The organism is Exiguobacterium sp. s102, assembly GCF_018618635.1.
In the GTDB taxonomy this organism is placed as follows: Bacteria; Bacillota; Bacilli; order Exiguobacteriales; family Exiguobacteriaceae; genus Exiguobacterium_A; species Exiguobacterium_A oxidotolerans.
This window is the reverse complement of the sequence record NZ_JACSML010000002.1, coordinates 87,828-109,554: the sequence shown is the minus strand read 5'-3', so window position 1 is coordinate 109,554 and position 21,727 is coordinate 87,828. Positions and strand designations below refer to the sequence as shown.

At 45.0% G+C, this 21,727-nt stretch carries 19 protein-coding genes; 6 read left to right on the top strand and 13 right to left on the bottom strand.

Features of this window, described 5'->3' with window-relative positions; translation table 11 throughout:
• Positions 1-5 precede the first annotated feature (5 nt).
• The 5 genes from KNQ02_RS05515 to KNQ02_RS05495 form a co-directional block, all read right to left on the bottom strand.
• Positions 6-590, bottom strand: a complete 585-nt coding sequence (locus KNQ02_RS05515; RefSeq protein ID WP_088836511.1) for a YqeG family HAD IIIA-type phosphatase — start codon at positions 588-590, stop codon at positions 6-8.
• 143 nt (positions 591-733) lie between these two features.
• Positions 734-1,513 carry a phosphatidylserine decarboxylase gene (locus KNQ02_RS05510; RefSeq protein ID WP_214807464.1) on the bottom strand — a complete coding sequence of 260 codons (780 nt, stop codon included), beginning with the start codon at positions 1,511-1,513 and terminating at the stop codon, positions 734-736.
• Positions 1,506-1,997, bottom strand: a complete 492-nt coding sequence (locus KNQ02_RS05505; RefSeq protein WP_029332880.1) for a thioredoxin family protein — start codon at positions 1,995-1,997, stop codon at positions 1,506-1,508. The genes KNQ02_RS05510 and KNQ02_RS05505 overlap by 8 nt, the downstream gene beginning before the upstream one ends.
• A 13-nt stretch (positions 1,998-2,010) precedes the next feature.
• On the bottom strand, positions 2,011-3,144 hold the full coding sequence (gene iadA, locus KNQ02_RS05500; RefSeq protein ID WP_088836509.1) for a beta-aspartyl-peptidase: 1,134 nt from the start codon (positions 3,142-3,144) through the stop codon (positions 2,011-2,013).
• A gap of 69 nt (positions 3,145-3,213) precedes the next feature.
• Positions 3,214-3,408, bottom strand: coding sequence for a YjzD family protein (locus KNQ02_RS05495; protein ID WP_012369663.1), 195 nt, complete (start codon positions 3,406-3,408; stop codon positions 3,214-3,216).
• A gap of 196 nt (positions 3,409-3,604) precedes the next feature.
• Between KNQ02_RS05495 and KNQ02_RS05490 the strand changes: the two genes are divergently transcribed.
• Entirely contained in the window at positions 3,605-4,414 is an 810-nt protein-coding gene (locus KNQ02_RS05490) for a Cof-type HAD-IIB family hydrolase (RefSeq protein WP_214807462.1), read from the top strand.
• 63 nt (positions 4,415-4,477) lie between these two features.
• Here the strand turns inward: KNQ02_RS05490 and KNQ02_RS05485 are convergent, their stop codons facing one another.
• From KNQ02_RS05485 to KNQ02_RS05455, 7 genes are all read right to left on the bottom strand, one after another.
• A complete protein-coding gene (locus KNQ02_RS05485; RefSeq protein ID WP_029332877.1) occupies positions 4,478-5,329 on the bottom strand; it encodes a YitT family protein in 852 nt (283 codons plus the stop codon).
• A gap of 236 nt (positions 5,330-5,565) precedes the next feature.
• Entirely contained in the window at positions 5,566-7,866 is a 2,301-nt protein-coding gene (locus KNQ02_RS05480) for a glycoside hydrolase family 65 protein (protein ID WP_088836506.1), read from the bottom strand.
• 255 nt (positions 7,867-8,121) lie between these two features.
• Positions 8,122-9,153 (bottom strand): LacI family DNA-binding transcriptional regulator, encoded by a 1,032-nt coding sequence (locus KNQ02_RS05475; RefSeq protein ID WP_088836505.1) that lies wholly within the window; start codon positions 9,151-9,153, stop codon positions 8,122-8,124.
• 34 nt (positions 9,154-9,187) lie between these two features.
• Positions 9,188-10,717 carry an alpha-amylase family glycosyl hydrolase gene (locus KNQ02_RS05470; RefSeq protein ID WP_214807460.1) on the bottom strand — a complete coding sequence of 510 codons (1,530 nt, stop codon included), beginning with the start codon at positions 10,715-10,717 and terminating at the stop codon, positions 9,188-9,190.
• A gap of 19 nt (positions 10,718-10,736) precedes the next feature.
• On the bottom strand, positions 10,737-11,570 hold the full coding sequence (locus tag KNQ02_RS05465; RefSeq protein WP_029332873.1) for a sugar ABC transporter permease: 834 nt from the start codon (positions 11,568-11,570) through the stop codon (positions 10,737-10,739).
• The gene (locus KNQ02_RS05460; RefSeq protein ID WP_088836503.1) at positions 11,570-12,925 is read right to left on the bottom strand and encodes a carbohydrate ABC transporter permease; all 1,356 of its coding nucleotides are present in this window, start codon (positions 12,923-12,925) and stop codon (positions 11,570-11,572) included. Before KNQ02_RS05460 ends, KNQ02_RS05465 begins: the two co-directional genes overlap by 1 nt.
• Positions 12,926-13,051: 126 nt before the next feature.
• Positions 13,052-14,311: an extracellular solute-binding protein gene (locus KNQ02_RS05455; RefSeq protein WP_204251432.1), complete on the bottom strand. Its 1,260-nt coding sequence runs from the start codon at positions 14,309-14,311 to the stop codon at positions 13,052-13,054.
• 455 nt (positions 14,312-14,766) lie between these two features.
• Here KNQ02_RS05455 and KNQ02_RS05450 point away from each other — a divergent pair, with 455 nt between their 5' ends.
• Positions 14,767-16,554 (top strand): glycoside hydrolase family 13 protein, encoded by a 1,788-nt coding sequence (locus KNQ02_RS05450; protein WP_214805122.1) that lies wholly within the window; start codon positions 14,767-14,769, stop codon positions 16,552-16,554.
• Between the two features lie 303 nt (positions 16,555-16,857).
• Positions 16,858-18,009, top strand: coding sequence for a cation:proton antiporter (locus KNQ02_RS05445; protein ID WP_214807456.1), 1,152 nt, complete (start codon positions 16,858-16,860; stop codon positions 18,007-18,009).
• Between the two features lie 71 nt (positions 18,010-18,080).
• Here KNQ02_RS05445 and KNQ02_RS05440 read toward each other — a convergent pair whose 3' ends face one another.
• Positions 18,081-18,854 carry an enoyl-CoA hydratase/isomerase family protein gene (locus KNQ02_RS05440; RefSeq protein ID WP_088836499.1) on the bottom strand — a complete coding sequence of 258 codons (774 nt, stop codon included), beginning with the start codon at positions 18,852-18,854 and terminating at the stop codon, positions 18,081-18,083.
• Positions 18,855-19,052: 198 nt separating this feature from the next.
• On the opposite strand from KNQ02_RS05440, the gene KNQ02_RS05435 reads away from it, so the two are divergent.
• From KNQ02_RS05435 to pssA, 3 genes are read left to right on the top strand one after another with little or no spacing between them, the layout of a single operon-like run.
• Positions 19,053-20,435, top strand: a complete 1,383-nt coding sequence (locus KNQ02_RS05435) for an MATE family efflux transporter (RefSeq protein WP_088836498.1) — start codon at positions 19,053-19,055, stop codon at positions 20,433-20,435.
• Positions 20,395-20,862: a Cys-tRNA(Pro) deacylase gene (gene ybaK / locus KNQ02_RS05430; protein WP_088836497.1), complete on the top strand. Its 468-nt coding sequence runs from the start codon at positions 20,395-20,397 to the stop codon at positions 20,860-20,862. Before KNQ02_RS05435 ends, ybaK begins: the two co-directional genes overlap by 41 nt.
• A gap of 20 nt (positions 20,863-20,882) precedes the next feature.
• Positions 20,883-21,620, top strand: coding sequence for a CDP-diacylglycerol--serine O-phosphatidyltransferase (pssA, locus tag KNQ02_RS05425; RefSeq protein ID WP_200872399.1), 738 nt, complete (start codon positions 20,883-20,885; stop codon positions 21,618-21,620).
• Positions 21,621-21,727 lie beyond the last annotated feature (107 nt).

The following is a 21,727-nucleotide window of genomic DNA, read 5'->3' as shown; positions in this document are numbered from 1 at the left end:
CAGGGTCATTGTTGCTTATCTTGACGCAGTGACTCGATCTGCCGCTTTTCCGTTTCAGACTCTTCTTTGACACGTTGCGTCAATTTATAGATGCCTTTACGTTTCATGCGACGGAAGACGAGACGTTCCATCAAGCGATTGAATTTAGTGACGACACCGTCTGTTTTAACGACGGGTTGGACGTGAATGACTTCGATGCCTACGGAATTTGCTCCTAGCACATCAGTAAACAGCTGATCCCCAAGAAATACAACTTCTTTTGCATGGTAACCGAATTCCGTTAATGCTCGTTTGAAACCGATTGGTAATGGTTTTCGGGCAGGTGCAATATAGTGAAGTCCGAGTGGATCCGCGAACTTTTTGACACGATCGCCGTTATTATTCGAGACGATGATGACGTCAAATCCGTATTGATTATTCACCATATCCAGCCATGACACCAATTCGTCTGGAGCATCGGCAATATCCCATGCAACAAGCGTGTTATCAAGATCCGTCAAAATTGCTTTGACACCGTTTCGTTTTAACATCTCTAAATCGATATCATAAATGGATGCGACGAAATGTTTCGGATAAAGTCGTTTGAACAAGAATAAAACCTCCAGATAATGGTCTAGCTCTATAGTTAAGTTTAAGAAACAGTTATGTTCTTATCGTTCGATTATAGCACAATCAATGGCGTAGAGCGATGCACAAAAGAAAACGCCCTTTCACTTTAAGGGCGCTTTTGCTTTCATGAATTCCAAATACCAAGTGCTTGTCCCATCAAGACAGGACCAGTTACATCACCTTCTAAATCAAGCGCACCTTTTGGAGCAATTAAAACGACCGTCGAACCGAATGAAAAATACCCGAACTCGTCGCCACGACGAATGTCACGTGCATGATTCGTCTGGACGATCGTGTTGACGTTCAACGCTCCGACCATGACGTGTTCAAGCGCATGTGCACCTTGGACGATTCGCGTCACCCGTCGATAGTTTCGTGTCAGCGGTCGCGTTCCGTAAGCCAATCCAAGATCATTGACCGGTGCAGAATCCCGCCCGAGCGTATAACTCGTCCGAACTGTCCCATCGATTGGAACATGAACGCGATGATAATTTTGTGGGCTGAGATAAAAAATCAGGACACGGCCACCAACGTACGTTGCCGCTTCATGGTGTGAACCAATCAATTCCGCGACTGAATACGTTTGTCCTTTGACCGTGAAGCGACTCTCTTCCATCAAGTCGTCGACGACAGATAAAACACCGTCGCACGGACTGACGAATGCGTGCTCAGCTTGCGTAATCGGTCGGACTTCTTCTTTTAAGTGACGGACGAACAACTCATGTAGAGTCGGGTACGCGTCGACCGGCTGACTCGCTTCGTCCATTTGTAAATCATACAGCTTAATAAACGGTTTGATGAAAGGCCGGCTCAATTCACTCATCGCAAAGCGCCGCAATTGATGTGCGACGAACGGGCGTCCATTTAATTCGAATAGATTTTTAAAAAACCATTTTTTAATCATTTAAATCACCCGATGATTCTTCTTTTGAATCCTCAATATCCTTACCTGCGAAGAATTCCTTATAGCTTTCTTCTGTCTGTTCGCCTGCGACACGGCTTACTTCTTTCCCATCTTTGAAGTGGACGACAGTTGGTGTTCCTTCGATACCGAATGTATCCCACGCCGACTGTTCGACAGCAAGATCAATCTGTTCAAACGGAATATCCTGTTGCTCGCCGAGCGGTACTAAGTACGGTTTTACTTTTTCACAGTGGACGCACCCTGTCTGATAGAAGTACGTATAGAATTCGTCACCTGACTTTAATTTTTCAGCGACTTGACTCGCTGTTAGATTTCCATCTTTCGTTGCTGAATCTTCATTATCCATGAAGAGCAGCAATGTTGCTCCCAGTATGACGATCAATGCGATGACGCCGGCCGTTATCCAATTCGCTTTTGATTGCGACTTTTTCGACGGCTTCACGCGCGTAGACTTTTTCGACAAATCGATCCCTCCATCATTTTGGCATAAGCCATTTTTTCTGAATCATTATAGCATGACCACCCGCTAGAATCGTATCGATTTCAAAAGCGTCACTAATCAGTAACAGGTCGGCACGTTCACCCGGTTTGATTGTCCCTCCGGAAATCCCGTAAGCTTCGGCAACGTTTCGTGTGACCGTCTGAATGGCGTCCGTAAACGCTACCCCATGACGAACCGCTTCCTCGACCGCTTGCAACATCGAGGTCGGCTTTCCTGATTCCATTCGTAGAAGTTTACCTGCCGCATCGAACGCCGGCAGACTCGCACCGGCGTCACTCGACATCGTGATCTGCCGTAAGGGAATCCCTGCTTCAAGTGCCCGTTTCAGCGCAAGTCCAGCCGGCACCTCGCCTTCTTCGATGAAGGCTTTTGTCGTACAGGTCGTAAAATCAATCCGTCCCCCTTGTTTCGCCCAAGCAAGACCGGCTTCAAAAATCCGTTCACTTCGATTGATATGTGTCGGTAAAAATTGTTCGATCGGTACATCCGACGTCCGGACGACTTCTTCGAGGAGATGTAACGCTAGTTTCCCGTCTCCAATATGGACGTTCATCGTTCCATTGACCCCTTTGACCATCCCGGCGATGCGCGCCTCAGCTGTGAGTCGCGTCAGCTCCTGAACAGTCGGTTGAGTCGAACGATGATCATTGATCGCAATCTCGCCGAGTCCGATGACTTCATTGATAAGGACGATATCACGACCAATCGTATCCGTAATCGAAACGGGCGGGACAGCGTAGCTGCCCGTTAACAGAAAAGGTCGAATTCCGTGTCGTGCAAACCCGCGGACGTGTGCCAGTAAATCAATCCCGGTCCGGGTCCAACCATCCGTGCCAAGTAATCCGACGACCGTCGTCACACCACCCGTCAAGAAATCACTAGCGACTAACGGAGCCGTCCGAGAAGCAAATCCGCCTTCCCCACCTCCGCCAATCGGATGAACATGACCATCGATCAATCCTGGAACGAGTCGCTTCCCCGTACCGTCAATCGTTTGTTCAAGCAAATCCTGATCGATATTATATGTCCCGATTCCTAGAATCGTTCCACCCCCGACAAGTACATCCGTCGGGATCTCGTTAACAAGTGCTTGTTTAATTAAAATCAAGCCTCTTCCCCCTCACTATAAACGATAAAAAGCGAGCATATCGCCCAGTGACGATACCTCGCTTTCAAGTTATTCTGCCTTTGTCCCTTGACCAAGACCAAGATCTTCGTTGACTGCATCAAGTGCGAAGACAACAAGTGACGTCACGACTGACATCGCTGTCGCAAATCCAAAGTTATACGTAACTGCATCGACCGCTGATACGATGAACACAGCTGTGTTCACGAGTAAGAACGACCAAAAGAATGTAACGAGAAAACGCATTCTTTCCCCTCCATTTCCATAGCTTACTTTTATTAGTCCTACGTCTCGTAGTATATCATTTTTTAAATCATCCGACAGCTTTAATCGGATTTTTTTAAGCGTTTTCCTTTTTGCTCAAAACAGTCACTTCCCTGTTTTCTACCGGTCCATATGCTAAAGTAATGAGGAAAGAATCTAAAGCGAAGTTGGTGAATGTATGAAACGTCATCTTATTGCCGTCGACCTCGACGGTACACTCTTAAAAGACGACAAGACAATCAGTCCTGCAAATATTGCCGCACTGCACAAAGCGCGTGAAAATGGTCATGAAGTCGTCATCGCGACAGGTCGTCCGTTTCGCCACGCGAAACGCTACTATGAAGAACTTGGTTTAACGACACCACTCGTTAATTTCAACGGAGGTTTCGTTCATCATCCGAATGATCCCCACTTTCAAGTCAGTCATCATCCGATCCCACTAAAGACCGTCCAGCATATTCTCGAATCCGTTGCTGATACGAAAACACAAAACATCGTCTGTGAAGTGACCGATCATGTCTATTTCCAACGTGATCCGGTCGGGATTTACGAATTTTATACAGACCATGCCCTGTCCGTAACGACCGGTGATTTGCGGAGGCTGCTCCAACATGAACCGACCTCGCTGTTGATTCATGCCAAGGGTGAACACGTTAACGAAATCCGGTCAGAGCTGTCGCATGTTCATGCCGAGACCGTCTTGAACCGTCAGTGGATCAAGCCCGAGTATATGGTCGAAGTCATGCGTAAAGGAACGAGCAAAGCGATTGGTCTGGAACAGATTGCACAACATCTCGGAATTGAACAGAAACAAATCGTTGCCTTTGGTGACGAAGAAAACGATTTAGAAATGATTGAGTATGCGGGACACGGTGTCGCGATGGGCAATGCGATCGGACCACTCAAATTACTTGCGAACGGGACGACAAAACGAAATGAAGACGATGGCATCGCCTATTACTTGAAGCATGTCCTCGGACTCGCTTGATGATAAAAAAACGCATCTCCTTGACCGACAAATGTCGTTACTCAAGAGGATGCGTTTTTTGTTCTATCCTTTTCGGAAGTAACCAACGACTGAATCGGTTGGTACGACATTGATAAAGACGGTTTCATCCGCGTCACGGCAAATCCGTTCGATATCCCGCAGTTCATGTCGTTCGATGACCATCATCAGCGTCGATTTCTCGGCCCGTGAATACGTTCCGATCGACGGCATCTGTGTGATTCCACGAATGATATGTTGATGCAGTGCCATCGTGATATCGTCGGCATGGTTCGTGATGATGAAGATTGTCAGGCGCTGATTGCTCGTATGAATCTCATCGACCACTTTCGACGTCACGTAGATAAAGACAATCGTATAGAGAGCTGTCGACCAACCGAACAATGCGCCGGCAAGGATTGCAATCAAAAAATTCAAAACGAATAAATAAAGACCGACACTTCGGTCCGAGAACCGGGCAAAAATCAAGGCGACGATATCGAAGCCACCGGTCGACGCACCAAATTTAATCGTAATCCCCGTTCCAATCGCAAGCAAGACACCACCAAACACTGCGTTTAATGTTTGGTCACCCGGAATGACAGCATATTGTGGAATCAAACCGATAAAGATCGTTGTCGCTAAAACAGAAATCAGCGTAATGATTGTAAAGCTACGACCGAGCATAATCCACGCCAATATAATCAATGGAATATTAAGGGCTAAAAACCAAACGTTCTCACCGAACGCAAATGCCGTGTCCTGTAAAACCTGAGTCAGGATTTGGGCAAGCCCCGTAAACCCTGTCGAATAAACGCCACTTGGAATCAAGAACCAGTTCATTGCGACCGCAATGACGAACCCACCAATCGAAGCGACCATTACCTTTAAAATATTTTCCTTCACAACTGCTGTCACACCTCGTTCTCCTCTCCTGCTTGAACTATCTTGGAACACTTTAGCACATAACAAATGACAGCGGATAGTCAAGAATGCGAAAGAAATTGATTTCTTTTTTTGGTAGCGCTCTCATGTGTCCGCGCGATGACTGAACGAAAACAACTCGAAAAACCGGACGATTTTCGAGATTCATCAAGAATTTCGAAAATCGTCCGGTTTTGTGTCAATCATATACACCTGATTCGTTCTAATTTTTAGACCGTCATTGAAGAAGGAACCGTGACGCTACCTTCAGCTGGTACGTCAACGACTTGATTATGGAGTTTCAACGAGAATGCTTCACCTACAGATTGCTCAATCGAGATTTCATTTTGTTTGACGTGAATATGGATATGATGACCGCGCCACTGCATCCGGAACGAATAACTCGTCCAGCCTTGCGGTAACATCGGATTGAAGGATAATACTCCTTCTTGAACACGGAGTCCGGCAAAACCATGCACGATCGACATCCATGATCCGACCATTGACGTGATGTGAAGACCATCTTCCGTATCATTGTTGTAGTTATCCAGATCGAGGCGTGCAGAACGTTGATACAATTCAACCGCCTTTTCTTCATATCCGACTTCAGCGGCAATGATGGAATAGATACAAGGTGAGAGCGACGATTCATGCACCGTACGTGGTTCATAGAAGTCGAAGTTCGCTTTCTTTTGCTCAATCGAGAAACGATCCGTCAAGAAGTAAAGGCCTTGCAAGACGTCTGCTTGTTTAATGAATACAGACCGGAGGACACGATCCCACGACCAGTTTTGATTGAGTGGCAAGTGTTTCGGATCAAGATCAGCAACCATGATTTGTTCTTTATCCATGAAGCCGTCTTGTTGCATGAAAACTGCCGGCTCCGTCTCATCTTTTGGATAATACATTTTTTGATCGATGTCGGCCCACTGCGCAAGCTCTTCATCCGTCAATGTTAATTGATGCATCAACTCGGCGAGACGGTCCGGCTCGTTGTCCGCTAAATGACGATGGACGGTTTGCGCGTATTCAAGGCACCATGCTGCCATCAAGTTCGTATACCAGTTATTGTTGACGTTATTTTCATATTCATTCGGTCCTGTCACACCGAGGATCATGTAGACGTCTTTTTGCGGGACATAGTTGACACGGCTCGCCCAGTACCGCGCAATTTCGACAAGGACTTCAAACCCGTATTGTCCGAGATATGACGTATCCCCTGTATAGTTCGTATAGTTATAAATCGCATGCGCAATTGCGCCGTTCCGGTGAATTTCTTCATGGGTGATTTCCCACTCGTTGTGACACTCTTCCCCGTTCATCGTGACCATCGGATAGAGTGCACCTTTCATACCGACGTTCTTGTCTGCATTCTCTTTTGCTTGCGGCAATTGATTATGACGGTATTTCAACAAGTTCCACGCGACGTCAGGTTTTGATGTCGCAAGGTAGAAGTTGAGACAATACGCTTCCGTATCCCAGTAGGTCGCGCCACCATATTTTTCGCCGGTGAATCCTTTTGGTCCGATGTTCAACCGGGAGTCTTCTCCTGTGTAGGTTTGGAACATGTGGAAGATGTTGAAGCGAATCCCTTGTTGCGCTTCGACGTCACCTTCGATTTTAACGTCTGCTTCTTCCCAGTGCTTCAACCAAGCGGCCTCATGCTGTGCGAGGACGGTATCGAATCCCAGTTCGAACGCTTCATTGACACGCTTCATTGCCTGCTCCAGTAAATGTTCGACTTCATAATCACGGTTTGTCACGAGCGCGACTACTTTCTCTACCGTCGCCGCTTCACCTGGTTCGACTTGTTTCGTAAAGCGGTTCGCCACGTATTGTGACGTCCCTTCAACGACTTCACAAAATGCGCCTTCAACATCTGTAATCATCGCCGCCGTTACGTGCCAATCGAGTTTTTTTGTTTTTGACGTGACATATCCGAAACGCTCTTCCGTCCCATGTTCGACCGGGAGCCAAAATTTTTCATCGTAGTTCGAGTCCTCGTTCTCGACATCCGCATCAAGATACGACTCGATGATGATTTCCGCTTCAAAGTTGATCGGTGTGACCGTATAACGGAGTGCTGCGATTTCTTTTGTCACGATTGAGAAGAATCGCGTCGATTCAATCTTCGTCTCTTCGACGCCATTCTTAAGTAACATCGTTCGTGTCAAAACACCATGTTGCATATCAAGTTCACGCTTAAAATCGACGACTTCCCATTCATTCAAATCGACATTCTTACCATTGATCGAAACACGGATACCCATGATATTGACTGCGTTCAATACTTTTGCGAAGTACTCGGGATAGCCATTTTTCCACCAGCCGACACGTGTTTTATCCGGATAATAGACACCTGCCACATACATTCCTTGGTGTGTATCGCCTGAGTAATCTTCCTCGAAATTACCACGCATCCCCATATGGCCATTCCCGATCGAAGTCATCGATTCGGCGAGACGGTTATCCTCAGGATGGAACCCCTGCTCTATAATTTTCCATTCATTCATATCAAATAATCGTTTCATCATCAGTCGCTCCTTTTATCATTGCCGATTTCGAACGTTTTCATCGTCATTTGTAAGCGTTTCAACGTTTCTGTACATTCTTTATTTTACACATAAAACAGCTTAATGCAATCGTTTGCATGAAAATAAATTTCTTTTTGTGAAACCGTTCCTAATAACTTACTTTCCACTTTAGTTTCTTTGTGTTTTTTTGTTCATAGCATAAAAAAAACTTCATCTCGAGCCCCGTTCCGGGCGAGATGAAGTCACTGGTTTTCATTCGTTTTTTGGACCCCCGCAAGACTGACGAACGACGAGGTAATGCGGGACGATGACACGTTTACCATACGGCGTCGCATCTTCATTGATTTGTTCAATCAAACAATTCGTCGCTTCAAATCCTAGACCAAAGATGTTGATTTCGACCGAGGTCAATGGCGGACTCGAAAACTCAGCGATGAACAGGTTATTGAAGCTGACGACCGCCATTTGGTCCGGGACACTAATCCCCATCTCATTCAACGTACTCATGACGCCGAGCGCCATCATATCATCACTGACGACGACGGCAGTCGGCGGATGATCGAGTGACATCAATCGTTTAACGGCGTCAGCCCCACCAGTCGTCATGAATGGTGCACTGACGATATAGTTATCCTCGACCGGAAGACCCTCTTCCATTAAAGCCGTTTTATACCCACCGACGCGTTCTTGCGTGACCGCTAAGTCTTGTGACCCGCCAACGAAGGCAATACATTCATGTCCGAGCTGATGCAAATACTTTGTCACTTCACGACCGGCAAGGTAATTATCCGTGTCGACATACGTGACTTGCGATGAGTCACTGAACGGTTTCCCGACGACGACGAAGGGAAACTTCGATTCTTGAAGAAATTGTACGACTTTATCATCGGTTCTTGAATATAAAACGACAACTCCGTCGACGCGACGGCCCTGAACCATCGAGACGACGCCCTCATATACTTCTTCTTCCGACACGCCTGTCGTCATATAAAGCGAGTACCCGTTTTGATGCGCTTTCGTACTGATTCCACGGATGACTTCTGAAAAGAATGGGTTTTGAAGTGTTTTCGTCGCTGCGCTCGGCATGACGAGACCAATTGCTTGCGTCGTCCGGTTCGCTAAACTCCGAGCATGGACGTTCGGATAATAACCGAGATCTTCCATTGCTTGTCGAACACGTTCTTTTGTTTTTTGACTGATTCGCGGACTATTCGCGATGACACGTGAGACCGTCGATGGTGCGACGTTCGCTTCCCTAGCGACGTCTTTAATTGTGACTTGCATCCCCTTCACCTCATCATTTCCCTACAAATGTATTTTATTGTTTTTCGTTCGAACGATTGACGCGTCTGCGATGGACCAAGAGAAGAATCAACGCAAGGATTGGGGCAATGGATCCAATCGCAACAAGTGACCACCAGTTCACTTGAGAATCTTCTAAGATATATCCATTCGCACTACTGCCATCCAATGTAATTTCATAGGCATCTCCATCTTGTCGGACGAGATCGGAAAATAATAATCCTCGCAGACGTTGATCATCACCGATTTCAGAAGCTTTAATCCGCATCGTCGTTTTCTTCTCTCCTAGATTGATTGCGTAAATCGCCGTCTGATTTTTTGATTCTCGAGCGTATACGGCCATATGATCCGTCTTTCCTAACAAGCGTTGCTTCCCTGTCGCGAACGCTGGGTAGTCTTGACGCATCTGATTCAACGTTTTTACATACTCCTGCATCTTTTCATTTTTATCAAACTCCATCATCATTCGGTTCCCCGGATCTTCACCACCCGGCATGGCGACTTCCGTTCCTTGATAGACGACCGGCATACCTGGAGCAGCATATAGGGCGAATAACGCGAGGCGTAATTGGCGTTCTTCATCTGAAGTTCCACCGATTTTCGCTTCTGTAATGAATCGTTTCAAATCATGATTATCAATGAATGTCGCGAGCGACATCGCTTTCGGATTAAATGTGATATCTCGATTATAAACTGAATCGAGTTCTTCCGCTGAACCATTTTTGCGGGCAAATTGATCTTTTATCCCGTAATAGAAAGGAAAGTTTGTCACGGAATCAAATCCAAGCTCTGAATAGGTCGCAATCTTTCGCGGATCACCATCGAATACCTCTCCGAGTAAAAATAAGTCCGGATGTTTTTCTTTGACGGCCGGAATGAATTCCTTCCAAAATGCCGGCGGAACATGACGGACCGTATCGAGACGATACCCATCGATTCCTGTCTCATCGACCCAGTAATTCGCGACGTCAACCAAATAATCGACGACTTCTGGATTTTCAGTATTGAAATCTGGCAAATCAAATAACCAGTTGTTTTCGACTTCGACTTGATTGTTCCAATTCATAATCGGTTGTTCTTCATGGAACCAATCCGGCTTTTCTTCGACAAGCGGATGATTTGGTCCGAGATGATTGACAACTAAATCAAGAACAACTTTGATGTCACGCTCGTGTGCTTCGTCGACCAATGTTTTAAATTCTTCTTTTGTTCCGAAATGGGGATCGATTTTATAATAATCCTCCGTCCAGTAACCATGATAGCCATTCGGTCGATTCTTAAAGACCGGTGTCAACCAGATTGACGTGAATCCTTCATCTTTTATGTAATCAAGGCGTTTCGTCACCCCTGCCAAATCACCACCATGATAAGCTTTCGGATCGTCCTTGTTCACATCGATATCATTACTCGTTTTCCCGTTCTCAAACCGGTCGATCATAATAAAATATATTCGTTCCTTTTCCCAATTTGCTGCTTCACTCGTCTGCGGAAAAAGTCCGAAAGACAAGAGAAGCGGCAAGAAGAGAAGCATCACGCCTCGTCTCATGCCGCTAATTCCTCCTTTATTACCCTTTCGTTCCACCTGCCGTCAATCCAGATACGAAGTAGCGCTGGAAGGCGAAGAACAGAAGGACGATTGGGACTGCAGATAAAACGGCACCTGCCGCAAACAACGTGAAGTTGTTATCAAATTGCTCAGAAACCATGTTGTATAATCCGACCGCAAGCGTCTGTTTCTCCGGCGAACGGAGAACAAGTGACGCCAGGATGAAATCATTGAACGGTGCCATGAAATTGAACAAAGCGATGACAGCAACCATTGGTTTAGCAAGCGGAAGGATGATTTGCCAGAAAATCCGAAGATGACCTGCCCCATCCATTCGTGCCGCTTCATCTAGCTCTTTTGGTATTGTATCAAAATATCCTTTGGCGAGATACGTATTCATCGGAATCGCTCCACCAGAGTATAAAAGAATCAACGCAAGATGTGTATCGAACAAATCGAGCATGTTGAGCAACACATAAATCGCGATGATCGCGACGAATTGCGGAACCATCTGCAAGACGAGGAACAAAATCAACGAATTTTTTCGCCCGACGAACCGGTAACGTGAGAAGATATAGCCCGTTAACGTGATCAATGCGACCGAGACGACCATTGTAATGACAGCGATTTTGATGGTGTTCAAATACCACATGCCGTAATCCGTTTGTGTCGCATCAAACAGATCGAAGTAATGGATGAGTGTCGGATTACTCGGGAAGATGTCCGAAGTAATGCTTTTCCCCGGGTTGAGCGAAGTCCCGACAACCCAAAGTAGTGGATAGACAATAATAATCGAGGCGATCGTCAAAATGAGGTATGACAACGCCATATTGATTCGGTTTTGTTTTCTCATTAGATCATATCCTCATCTTTGAATGATTTTGAACGTTTAAACTGAATGACGGCAATCGTCATGATGAAGAACGACAGTACGAGTGTAATTGCTGCTGCGAAACCATACTGTGGATTTGAACCGAGCGATAGCTTATAGATCCAGGAGATTAAGATATCGGTTCCACCCGCAGATTGTCCCGGTACAGCCGGTCCACCATTGTTAAAGAGATAGATGATGTTGAAGTTATTGAAGTTAAACGTGTATTGCGTAATTAAGATTGGAGCTGTCGCGAATAAAATCATCGGTAACGTGATCAAACGGAATTTTTCACCTGAAGTCGCCCCGTCAATCGTCGCCGCTTCATATAGATCTTCCGGAATCGACTGTAAGATTCCTGTCGTGAGCGTCATGATATACGGGAATCCGAGCCACCACTGAATCCCGATCAGTGCGAGACGTGTGTACGTCGGGTCAGTCATCCACTCGACACCACCGCCTATTCCGATTGCCGGGAGCAACGTCGTGTTAAAGACGCCAAATGTTTCATTGAACATTGAACGGAAAATCAAAATCGTGATAAAAGCCGGTACCGCCCACGATAAAATCAAAATTGAACGGAAGAAGCGTTTCCCTTTAAGACCTTTTTGGTTCAAGAGAACAGCCAGACCAATTCCGATTGCGATGACGCCTGTCGTCGAAGCAACTGTCCAAACGAGCGTCCAACCTAACACACTGATGAACGTATCACGGAAAATATCGACCGTGAAAATGTTTAAGAAGTTTTGAATGCCAATCCAGTCGACGAGCTTGGCTGGTGGCGAGTTATTGAATTTATAGTTCGTAAAAGCAATCAAGAATGTAAAAATCAACGGTAAAACGACTGTGAAGACGAGTAGTACCAACGATGGAATCAGCATGGCATACGGGAACCCATTATCACGGAAATTCCGTAGCTGCATCTTCAATGAAGGTACTTCTACATTTAAATCACGCAGTTTACCGATTCGATACGCATCGATAAAGTTCCAGACGTAAATGGCGATACCAAACACAAGTAAAATCAACGCGATGATTCCCTCGACCATTAAGAAAATCGAGTGATCTCCCCTTACGCCTGCTACCTCACCGAGTGTAATCAGACCCCAGATCGCACCGCGATCCCCTGGTCCATTCCCGGCTCCTTTAAAAAACAAATCAAAATTGACTAAAAAATATGACAGGACGACGATAAAGAATATCGCGCCTTTTAAAAATTGTTTATTATACAGTTGCCCTAAACCTGGCACGATTGAAATCAACGAAGCAATTTTGCGGTGATTCGTTTGTAGTTCCGGTGTCGGGTCCGTTTGTTTCGGTGTCGTAATGGCAGCCATCGTCTGTTCTCCTTTCCAAAGGTCATGTCTGACCTCAGGCTTCTCTTCCAACCATAAAGATGAGGGGGAATCAATGATCCCCCTCTCTTTAATTCTTTTTTAGTGATTCAATTGGGAAACGACGACTTATTGATTGTTCGCTTCGATTTGTTGCTTGATTTGTTTGACAGCGTCATCTGCTGATTTTTGAGCATCTTGCTTGTCTGTTGCAACAAGTTGAAGTGCTGCTGCCATTGGTTCCCAAACTTGTCCCATCTCGGCGATGTTCGGCATTGGCACACCGTCTTTAGACTGAGCGAAGACTGCTGCTGCAACTTCGTTATCTTTAATCGATGCATCTTCTTGGAGTGAAGTGACCGGTGGAATCTCGTTGTATTTCTCAAACATCGCTTTCGCGTTTTCTTCACCTGTTAATGTAGCAAGGAATTTCTCAGCCCATTCCGGATTTTTAGAATATGCAGAAACCGCATACGTTTTAACTCCTACGAATGTTTTGATTGCTTCACCGTTCGGAAGCTTCGGAAGCGCCGATGCTCCTAAGTTGATGCCTTTTTCTTTATAGCTTGAGACTGCCCATGGTCCGTTCATGACAGCGACTGCTTTCTTGTCACCGAACAATTGATCCATTGCTTGACCGCCGCCACCTCCGATCAACCCTTTCGGGAAGAGACCTTCTTTGTACCATTTGCCGATGTAGTCCATTCCTTCGACAGCACCAGCATTGTTCAAGCCGATGTCTGCAGGATCAAGTTTTCCACCGTTATCTTTAAAGACATATCCACCGTATCCAGCAATCGGACCGTGTGCGAAGTAGAAGTTATCCCAAAGTGCGAGGAAACCATACTTGCCGTCTTTTTTCTGTTCCGTTGATACTTTATAGAGATCATCCATTGAAGCTGGTGCTTCTTTTAACTCATCCTTGTTGAAAAGGAGAATCGGTGTTTCAACAGCTTTTGGATAGCCGTACACTTTACCATCAAATGTGACAGCAGATTTTGCTGTATCGATGAATGGCTCAAGTGCTTTTTCACCATCTTTAAGTTCAGTGATCAATCCTTGGTCAACGACTGTCCCAATCTGGTCGTGTGGAAGAAGAATGATATCTGGTCCTTTATCAGCAGGTCCGTCAAGTGCAACTTTTTTCTGTTGATCTGTCATTTTGACTTCTTTAACTTCAACTTTTACGCCTTCTTTTTCTTCAAACGCTTTTGCCGCTGCTTTTGTTGTTTCGGCTTTTTCAGTATCTTCCCAAATAACGATTTTATCTGGTTTGCCACCATCGCCTGATGTATTCGATGAAGAGTCTGAATCTGTTCCGCCACCACATGCTGCGAGAGCACCGATTGCCATTACCGATACCGAAAGACCTGCTACAAGTTTTTTCATTTCCATGATTGAAAATTCCTCCCCAAGTTAACGTACGAATGATAAGTTCTAATGCACAACGTTTGCATAAAGGCACAACCATTTTCTCATGATAACAACTGAGTAGTTGTAAGCGTTTTATGAAAACGTTTGCATCACCTTTACATTTTTATTATACAATCTAAATCCCTTTTGACAAGTCCTTTTTATTAATTATTTTCCTACATTTTAAAAACATTCTAAAAAAGTATTTAATCGAATAAACTTCCCTAAAATTTTTATCACCCAAAAAAGAAAACGTTTACATTTAATTTAATTGCGCACTTTAATGCAATCGATTGCATTAAATCATAAAATTATCTTTTGGAATTATCGTTTTCACCAATTCTAATTGACTTTAAGAAAGCGCTTTACTATTCTTAGTTCGAGGACCATTACATTAGAGTGCAATCGATTGCACTAGAGGAGTGACCATTATGCTCAAAGAAGCCGTATTCCATCGCGCCATGTCTCCGTTCGTCTATAAGTACGACGAAAACACGATTCATATCCGTCTCCAAACTAAGAAAAATGATGTTGAGCATGTCGAACTGATTTGGGGAGACCCGTATGATTGGCATACTGAAAATCCCGATGATGCGGACTGGAACTTCGATCCATCGAAAACAAATCATTGGAACACATTCGAAACATCAATGAAAAGAAGTGGTTCAGACGAATTATATGATTACTGGTTTATTGATGTCATCCCCCCATTCCGTCGTCTTCGCTATGGTTTCCGGTTACACGATGGGCAAACAACACAAGTTTTCACAGAACGTGGGTGGTTCAATGAAAAACCACTTGATGATACCGGTTACTACTTCTGTGTACCTTACTTAAATAAAATCGATGTCTTCACATCACCCGCTTGGGTCAAAGATACGGTCTGGTACCAAATTTTCCCTGATCGTTTTGCGAATGGTGATCCATCGAACGACCCTACCGGTACATTGCCTTGGAATAGTACAGAACCGACGACAACGAATCTGTTCGGTGGGGATTTCCAAGGGGTGATTGATCACATCGACTACTTGGTTGAGCTTGGTATTACGGGCATTTATTTCTGTCCTATCTTTAAAGCGAAATCAAATCATAAATACGATACAATCGACTATCTCGAAATCGACCCACAGTTCGGAACAAAAGAAAAATTTAAAGAAATGGTCGACCTTCTACATGAAAATGGCATTCGTATCATGCTCGACGCCGTCTTCAATCATGCCGGGTTCCACCACGAAGCCTTCGCTGATATCCGTGAACACGGTAGCAACTCGTCTTACCGTGATTGGTTCCACCTCCGCGACTTCCCACTCGTCACAGAACCGATGCCGAACTATGATACGTTCGCCTTTGTGCCTGAGATGCCGAAATTCAATACAGAAAATGCTGAAGTAAAAGCATACCTTCTTCACGTCGCCCGCTACTGGGTCGAGGAATTCGGAATCGACGGTTGGCGATTAGATGTCGCGAATGAAGTCGACCACGCTTTTTGGCGTGATTTCCGTCGGGTCGTCAAAGAAGCAAATCCTGAAACGTATATACTTGGAGAAATTTGGCATGATTCGCAAGAGTGGTTACTCGGTGATCAATTTGATGCCGTCATGAACTATCCGTTTACGAACGCAGCGTTAAACTTCTTTGCCCTTGATAAAACGAAGGCGACGGCGTATGCCAATGAAATGTCACACGTTCTCTTCTCGAATACGATGAACGTCAACGAAGTGACATTTAACTTAATCGGCTCACATGATACACCGCGCGCCTTGACGCGTGCCGGCCATGACAAAAATAAGATGCGTCTCCTCTTACTATCGATGTTGACGTTTTCCGGTAGTCCCGTCATCTATTATGGCGATGAAATCGGACTCGATGGGGATCAAGATCCGGGTTGCCGTAAATGTATGCCATGGGACAAAGAAGAACAGGACTTAAACCTTTTGATGTATACAAAACATTTACTTCAACTGCGGCAACAGCATAAGACTCTTGCGAATAACGGACACATTTCATTCGTTCATGCGGATGACGAGACGAATTCGATCGTCATGCGTCGAACGAGCGAAGATGGAACTTACTACATCTACTTCAACAACTCGAATCAGCAAGTAACACTTCCCGCACCAGCGGCAGGACAAGGCATGGATTTGTTCTCGAATTCACCACTTCCTTCTTTAGAAGTAACACTTCCACCTTATGCAGGAACAATCGTCCAAGTCCTTTAATCAATACGGTATCTGTCTCGTTTCGAGATGGATGCCGTATTTTGACGTGTCGACAAAGTAATATTGGACACGTCCTTTTCGTTACTTTTCTCGGACAAAGCGCAAGCTGTTGCTTCTTAATCCCATTCTTACCTGTTTCTAGCTATGCGGGGACAAGTACTGTCACGGGCAAGTACAGGAAGGAAGAAACAAAATCAGCGAGTTTTCCCTCCTACTTCATTTTCTGTCCCTTGAAACTCATCTAATAGTTATTTTGATGCTTTTCTAGGGTAAAGGAAAACATAAAAGGAGGACGTGCTCGCTATGGAATTATTTTTTTATGCCGGTCTTATTCTCATCGGCTTATTTGCAATCAGTTATTTGAGTGAACGTTTCCACCTTCCGAGTATCCTCGCTTTCATTTTAATCGGGATTGCCATCGGGCTTTATTACGATGCACCTGAAGAATTGAAGTTAGGCGGTGAAGCGGGAATCATCGTTCTATTTTTTTTGCTGGGACTTAAATTTTCAATTGCTGACTTGCTCAGTCAACTACGCCACGTGTGGAAAGCCGGATTAATTGATGTTGCGTTATCTTTTGGTGGAACATTCCTCCTGACGCTTGCGTTTGGCTTTTCCATTCCTGAAGCCTTTTTAATCGGCTGCGTTTTATATGCGACGAGTTCTTCGATTTCTGCCCGTTTGCTCGATCGTGAGCCAGACAAACACAAGGACGTTAATCGCTTTGTCTTATCGTTACTTATTTTTGAAGATTTGATTGCCCCGCTTCTCTTGACGACGGCACCGTTTATACTTGGTACAGAACCTTTTACATTTGCCAAAGTAGGGTCCATTTTCGCGGGTTTTCTCCTTCTGTTCAGTGCTTTAATCTTACTAACCGTCTTTATTCGCAGAAAAGAACGAATCATTGGTTCCTTGTACCGGCATCCTGACGCCGGAATTGGAATCATCGGCTTGATTTTAACTTTTTCAGGTGTCGGTATCATGTTCGGTTTATCAGAAGTACTCGGTGCTTTCATCGTCGGGATTTTGTTGACTGAACTAAAGGAAACACGCTACTTGAAGCGGCTCGTCACACCTTTTCAAGATTTACTGCTCCCTCTCTTTTTCATTGCATTCGGGATGTCGTTTGAATTGACGGAAGGACTGCCTTTAGACTGGTTCTTTTTGGCACTCGTCATCTGGGGGCTGTTATCTAAATTTTTGGTCGGATTCTTCGGTGGTCGTTCATTCGGGCTGTCAAACTACCATGCCATCGAATCCGGTTTTTGCTTAGGACCACGCGGAGAATTTTCAATTCTTTTTATTACACTCGCTAGCGGCGCCTTCATCACGCTGACGGGGTTATATATTTTCGTCTCCGCTTTTCTAGGAATTTTACTATTTCGTCTCTCGAGTAGGTTAACCGATCAAACACATGCTACGGCCCAAAAAATCAAACAAAAAATGCGCTAAAACAAGCAGGACCATTTCCGATTACAACGGAAGTGGTCCTGCTTGTTTCACTGATATTAAAATGAGTCGTTTTAACGTCCGGTAAAAACAGGCGGTTTTTTTTCAAGAAATGCTTGAACCGCACGTTGATGGTCTTCCGTTTTACCGGCACGTGATTGGTAGATAATTTCCTGTGCCAACATATCATCGAGCGTCGACTCGAAACTTGCTGATTGAAGTTGTTTAATATACGCAATTACTTTTGTCGGTCGCGCTGCGAGCTGCTGAGCAAAATCCATTACTTCCTCTTTAAACCGGTCAGTTGCGACCGCTTTTGTCACGAGTTGAAACTCGACTGCTTGCTTCCCTGTTATCGTATCACCAAGCAGCGCTAATTCGAGTGCTTTCGCCGAACCGATTAAACGCGGTAAGAAGTATGGTGCTCCAGCATCCGGGACGAGACCGATGTTAATGAAGCCGAGTGACAATTTTGCATCTTCCTGAACAATCCGGAAGTCACATGCGAGTGTCAACGACAGTCCTGCTCCTGCTGCCACACCATTGATTGCTGCGATGATCGGCTTTTTCGATCCGGCTAATGCACGGACAACGGGATGATAATAGCTTTTCAAATAATCGCCATGGTCCATTCCTGGTGAGACCGTCTTTAAATCTTGACCGGCACAAAAGCCGCGTCCTTTTCCAGTCAATACGATGACGCGGACTGCTTCATCTTGATTGGCTTCCTCGATTGAATCTGCTAATTCATTTAAAAGTGTTGATGTTAAGGCATTTAATCGTTCCGGACGAGCTAACGTCACCGTTGCTACGCTCGATGCTACCGTGTACTCTACTTCAGAATTCATCACATTCCCCTACCTTTCAAAAGTGAACAACGATTCATTATGATGTATTCGTGATGTTTTATGAAAATCCTTTTAAATCCCCGTTTTTTTTATGAAAGCTTTGTTTTTCACTTTCATTATGAAAATTGAAGGCGTATAGTTTCCAAAAGATACAGTAAGACAAAATGTTTTAAGGACTTAAAAGGGGAATTTAATTTTATGAAAACTGTAAAACAACCAACATTATTCCAAATCACTTGGCCATTATTCATCGAAATCGCGTTGCATATGAGTTTAGGGATCATCGCGACATTAATCTTAAGTTACTACTCTGACAGTGCAGCAGCCGCTGTCGGTGTCTCGAACCAGGTTTTGAACATCTTTATTATTTTATTTAATATCACATCTGTCGGAGCGACAATCATCATCGGTCAGTACCTAGGTGCAAAACGTGTCCAAGATGCACGTCAAACCGCCCGCTCTGCCTTCTCGATTAATCTTTACATCGGATTAATCATATCTGTACTCGTCGCCCTAACCGGGAAACAATTATTAGGTTTCTTCTCATTAGAAGGACAAACATTAGTTTACGGCGAAACATTCATAAAGATTGTTGGCTTATTCCTATTTTTAGAAGCCATTTCGTTAACACTCGGAGCAATCCTCCGGAGTCATGGTTTCACAAAAAATGCAATGTACGTCACTCTTTTGATGAACTTCGTCAGTGCCTTCGGTAACGTCATCGCCGTACTCGGTCTGTTCGGTATTCCGGTACTCGGCGTCGCAGGTGTCGCGTGGTCGATCGTCATCGCACGTGCTTTCGCCGTCACACTGTTATTCTTTGTCGTTTACCGTAAATTATCACTACGTTTTCGTTTGAAAGATTTAATTCAAATCAACCGTCAAGACATCAAGAGCATCATGAACATCGGAATTCCATCAGCGGGAGAAGGAATTTCTTATCAGTTTTCACAGCTCATCATCACTGGTTTCATCGCAACAATTGGTGAAGCTGCCTTGTCTGCACGCGTTTACGTCTCAAACATCACAATGCTCTGCTTCTTGTTCAGTCTCGCAATTGCCCAAGGAACACAATTGTTAGTCGCCCGCCAAGTTGGAGCACAACAATTTGAACAGGCACATGCACGTGGCATCAAGACATTAAAAATCGCTGTCTTCGCAAGTTTCGTATCAGCCGTCGCAATCGCAGCGTTCGGGACATCCATCATGTCACTCTTTACATCGAGCCCTGAAATCATTGCCATCGGTATTCCGTTGCTCTGGGCAAGTGTCATCCTCGAACCAGGACGCGCGCTGAATATCGTCTTGATGGGAACGTTGAAATCAGCAGGAGACGTCCGCTTCCCGGTCACAATCGGTGTCCTATCGATGTGGGGAATCGCTGTCGTTGTCAGTTATGTACTCGGACTTCAGTTCGGTCTCGGACTTCTCGGTATCTGGATTGCCTTCTCAGCCGACGAATGGTTCCGTGGTATCTTCGCACTGAAACGCTGGAACGGTCGTAAGTGGGTTCAATATTCCCTCACTAAAGGAGAATCTCATGAGCAAAACGAACGCAGAAAGGCTACTGAAGCAGTCTAACGTTTCCTTTGAATCCATTTCTTATCCGGTCGACTTGAGCGATTTGTCCGCTCAAGCCGTCTCTGAAAAAATTAAATTCCCGCTTTCATCGGTTTTTAAAACATTAGTTTTAGAGGACGATCAAAAAAACTACTTGTTCTCTGTCATCTCTGGCGAAGAAGAGGTTAACTTGAAGGCGGTCGCTCGGGCATCTGGTGCGAAGAAAGTGGCATTGGTCCCAATGAAGGCATTAGAAAGTCTGACAGGATACGTCCGTGGCGGTGTTTCTCCGATCGGAGCTAAAAAAGCTTTTCCCGTCTTCCTGTCCGACCGTGCCATCGGTCAACCGTTCATCATCATCTCAGCCGGTAAACGGGGACAGCAAATCAAATTGTCTCCGGATGATTTATTGGAATTTACTAGTGGGATTCTCTATCGAAACCGCTGATACGAACAGCTAGATATGATATGATGAGTAGTATCGAAGAAGTGGCAGGAGGAATCATTTTGTGGAAAGAACGTGTTCGTAACTCAATCCCGAATCTCTTTACATTCGGGAATTTATATTGTGGTTTTCTCGCAATCGTCATGGCGGCGCGGGGAGATTTTCAAAATGCCACACTGTTGATTGTCATCGCCATGATGTTGGATAGTTTAGATGGTCGGATTGCACGGATGCTCGGTGTCGCTGGCGATTTTGGGAAAGAACTTGATTCGCTCGCCGATGTCGTCACGTTCGGTGTCGCCCCCGCAATGATGGCATATTACACTTATTTTTACGACTTTGGTGAAATCGGCTTACTCGTTGCTGCTTTGTTCCCTTTATTCGGAGCATTTCGCTTGGCACGATTCAACCTTTCAGCAACAAATGTCGCGTCCACCTACTTCTCAGGTGTACCGATTACGGCAGCAGGTGGGATTTTAGCTGTCGTCACGCTGTTTAGTGGACGAATGAATGATTTAATGGTTCCGCTCGCCTTTACGGGACTTGCCTTCTTGATGGTCAGTCGCGTCAAGATTCCGAGTTTCAAAGATATTCCAGTGCCGCGCCATACATTCGTCATCACGTTCACGTTACTCTATGTCACGTATGTCATGATTGCCCGGAGTAACGAATGGTCGACGTTTTGGTTTATTGCCGTCCCCCTTTATATTGCCTTTTTACTCTTTTCATTCGTCAAACGAAAAAAACAAAAGCAACATTAAACGCTTTACTGCTGAACAGACCGTCTTTTGACGGTCTGTTTTTTTAATCTGCCCCTCCATGCTCGCTCGAGTCAGATGGATATGGGTATACTAGTGACATCATGCTA

What these genes read in the sequence shown, in the direction of transcription:
- pssA (WP_200872399.1), top strand. Translation starts at nt 20,883, where the DNA reads ATGATGAGTAGTATCGAAGAAGTGGCAGGAGGAATCATTTTGTGGAAA.
- KNQ02_RS05495 (WP_012369663.1), bottom strand. Translation starts at nt 3,408, where the DNA reads ATGCGTTTTCTCGTTACATTCTTTTGGTCGTTCTTACTCGTGAACACA.
- KNQ02_RS05490 (WP_214807462.1), top strand. Translation starts at nt 3,605, where the DNA reads ATGAAACGTCATCTTATTGCCGTCGACCTCGACGGTACACTCTTAAAA.
- KNQ02_RS05440 (WP_088836499.1), bottom strand. Translation starts at nt 18,854, where the DNA reads ATGAATTCTGAAGTAGAGTACACGGTAGCATCGAGCGTAGCAACGGTG.
- KNQ02_RS05510 (WP_214807464.1), bottom strand. Translation starts at nt 1,513, where the DNA reads ATGATTAAAAAATGGTTTTTTAAAAATCTATTCGAATTAAATGGACGC.
- KNQ02_RS05445 (WP_214807456.1), top strand. Translation starts at nt 16,858, where the DNA reads ATGGAATTATTTTTTTATGCCGGTCTTATTCTCATCGGCTTATTTGCA.
- KNQ02_RS05450 (WP_214805122.1), top strand. Translation starts at nt 14,767, where the DNA reads ATGCTCAAAGAAGCCGTATTCCATCGCGCCATGTCTCCGTTCGTCTAT.
- KNQ02_RS05475 (WP_088836505.1), bottom strand. Translation starts at nt 9,153, where the DNA reads ATGCAAGTCACAATTAAAGACGTCGCTAGGGAAGCGAACGTCGCACCA.
- KNQ02_RS05480 (WP_088836506.1), bottom strand. Translation starts at nt 7,866, where the DNA reads ATGAAACGATTATTTGATATGAATGAATGGAAAATTATAGAGCAGGGG.
- KNQ02_RS05460 (WP_088836503.1), bottom strand. Translation starts at nt 12,925, where the DNA reads ATGGCTGCCATTACGACACCGAAACAAACGGACCCGACACCGGAACTA.
- ybaK (WP_088836497.1), top strand. Translation starts at nt 20,395, where the DNA reads ATGAGCAAAACGAACGCAGAAAGGCTACTGAAGCAGTCTAACGTTTCC.
- KNQ02_RS05470 (WP_214807460.1), bottom strand. Translation starts at nt 10,717, where the DNA reads ATGAGACGAGGCGTGATGCTTCTCTTCTTGCCGCTTCTCTTGTCTTTC.
- KNQ02_RS05465 (WP_029332873.1), bottom strand. Translation starts at nt 11,570, where the DNA reads ATGAGAAAACAAAACCGAATCAATATGGCGTTGTCATACCTCATTTTG.
- KNQ02_RS05455 (WP_204251432.1), bottom strand. Translation starts at nt 14,311, where the DNA reads ATGAAAAAACTTGTAGCAGGTCTTTCGGTATCGGTAATGGCAATCGGT.
- KNQ02_RS05435 (WP_088836498.1), top strand. Translation starts at nt 19,053, where the DNA reads ATGAAAACTGTAAAACAACCAACATTATTCCAAATCACTTGGCCATTA.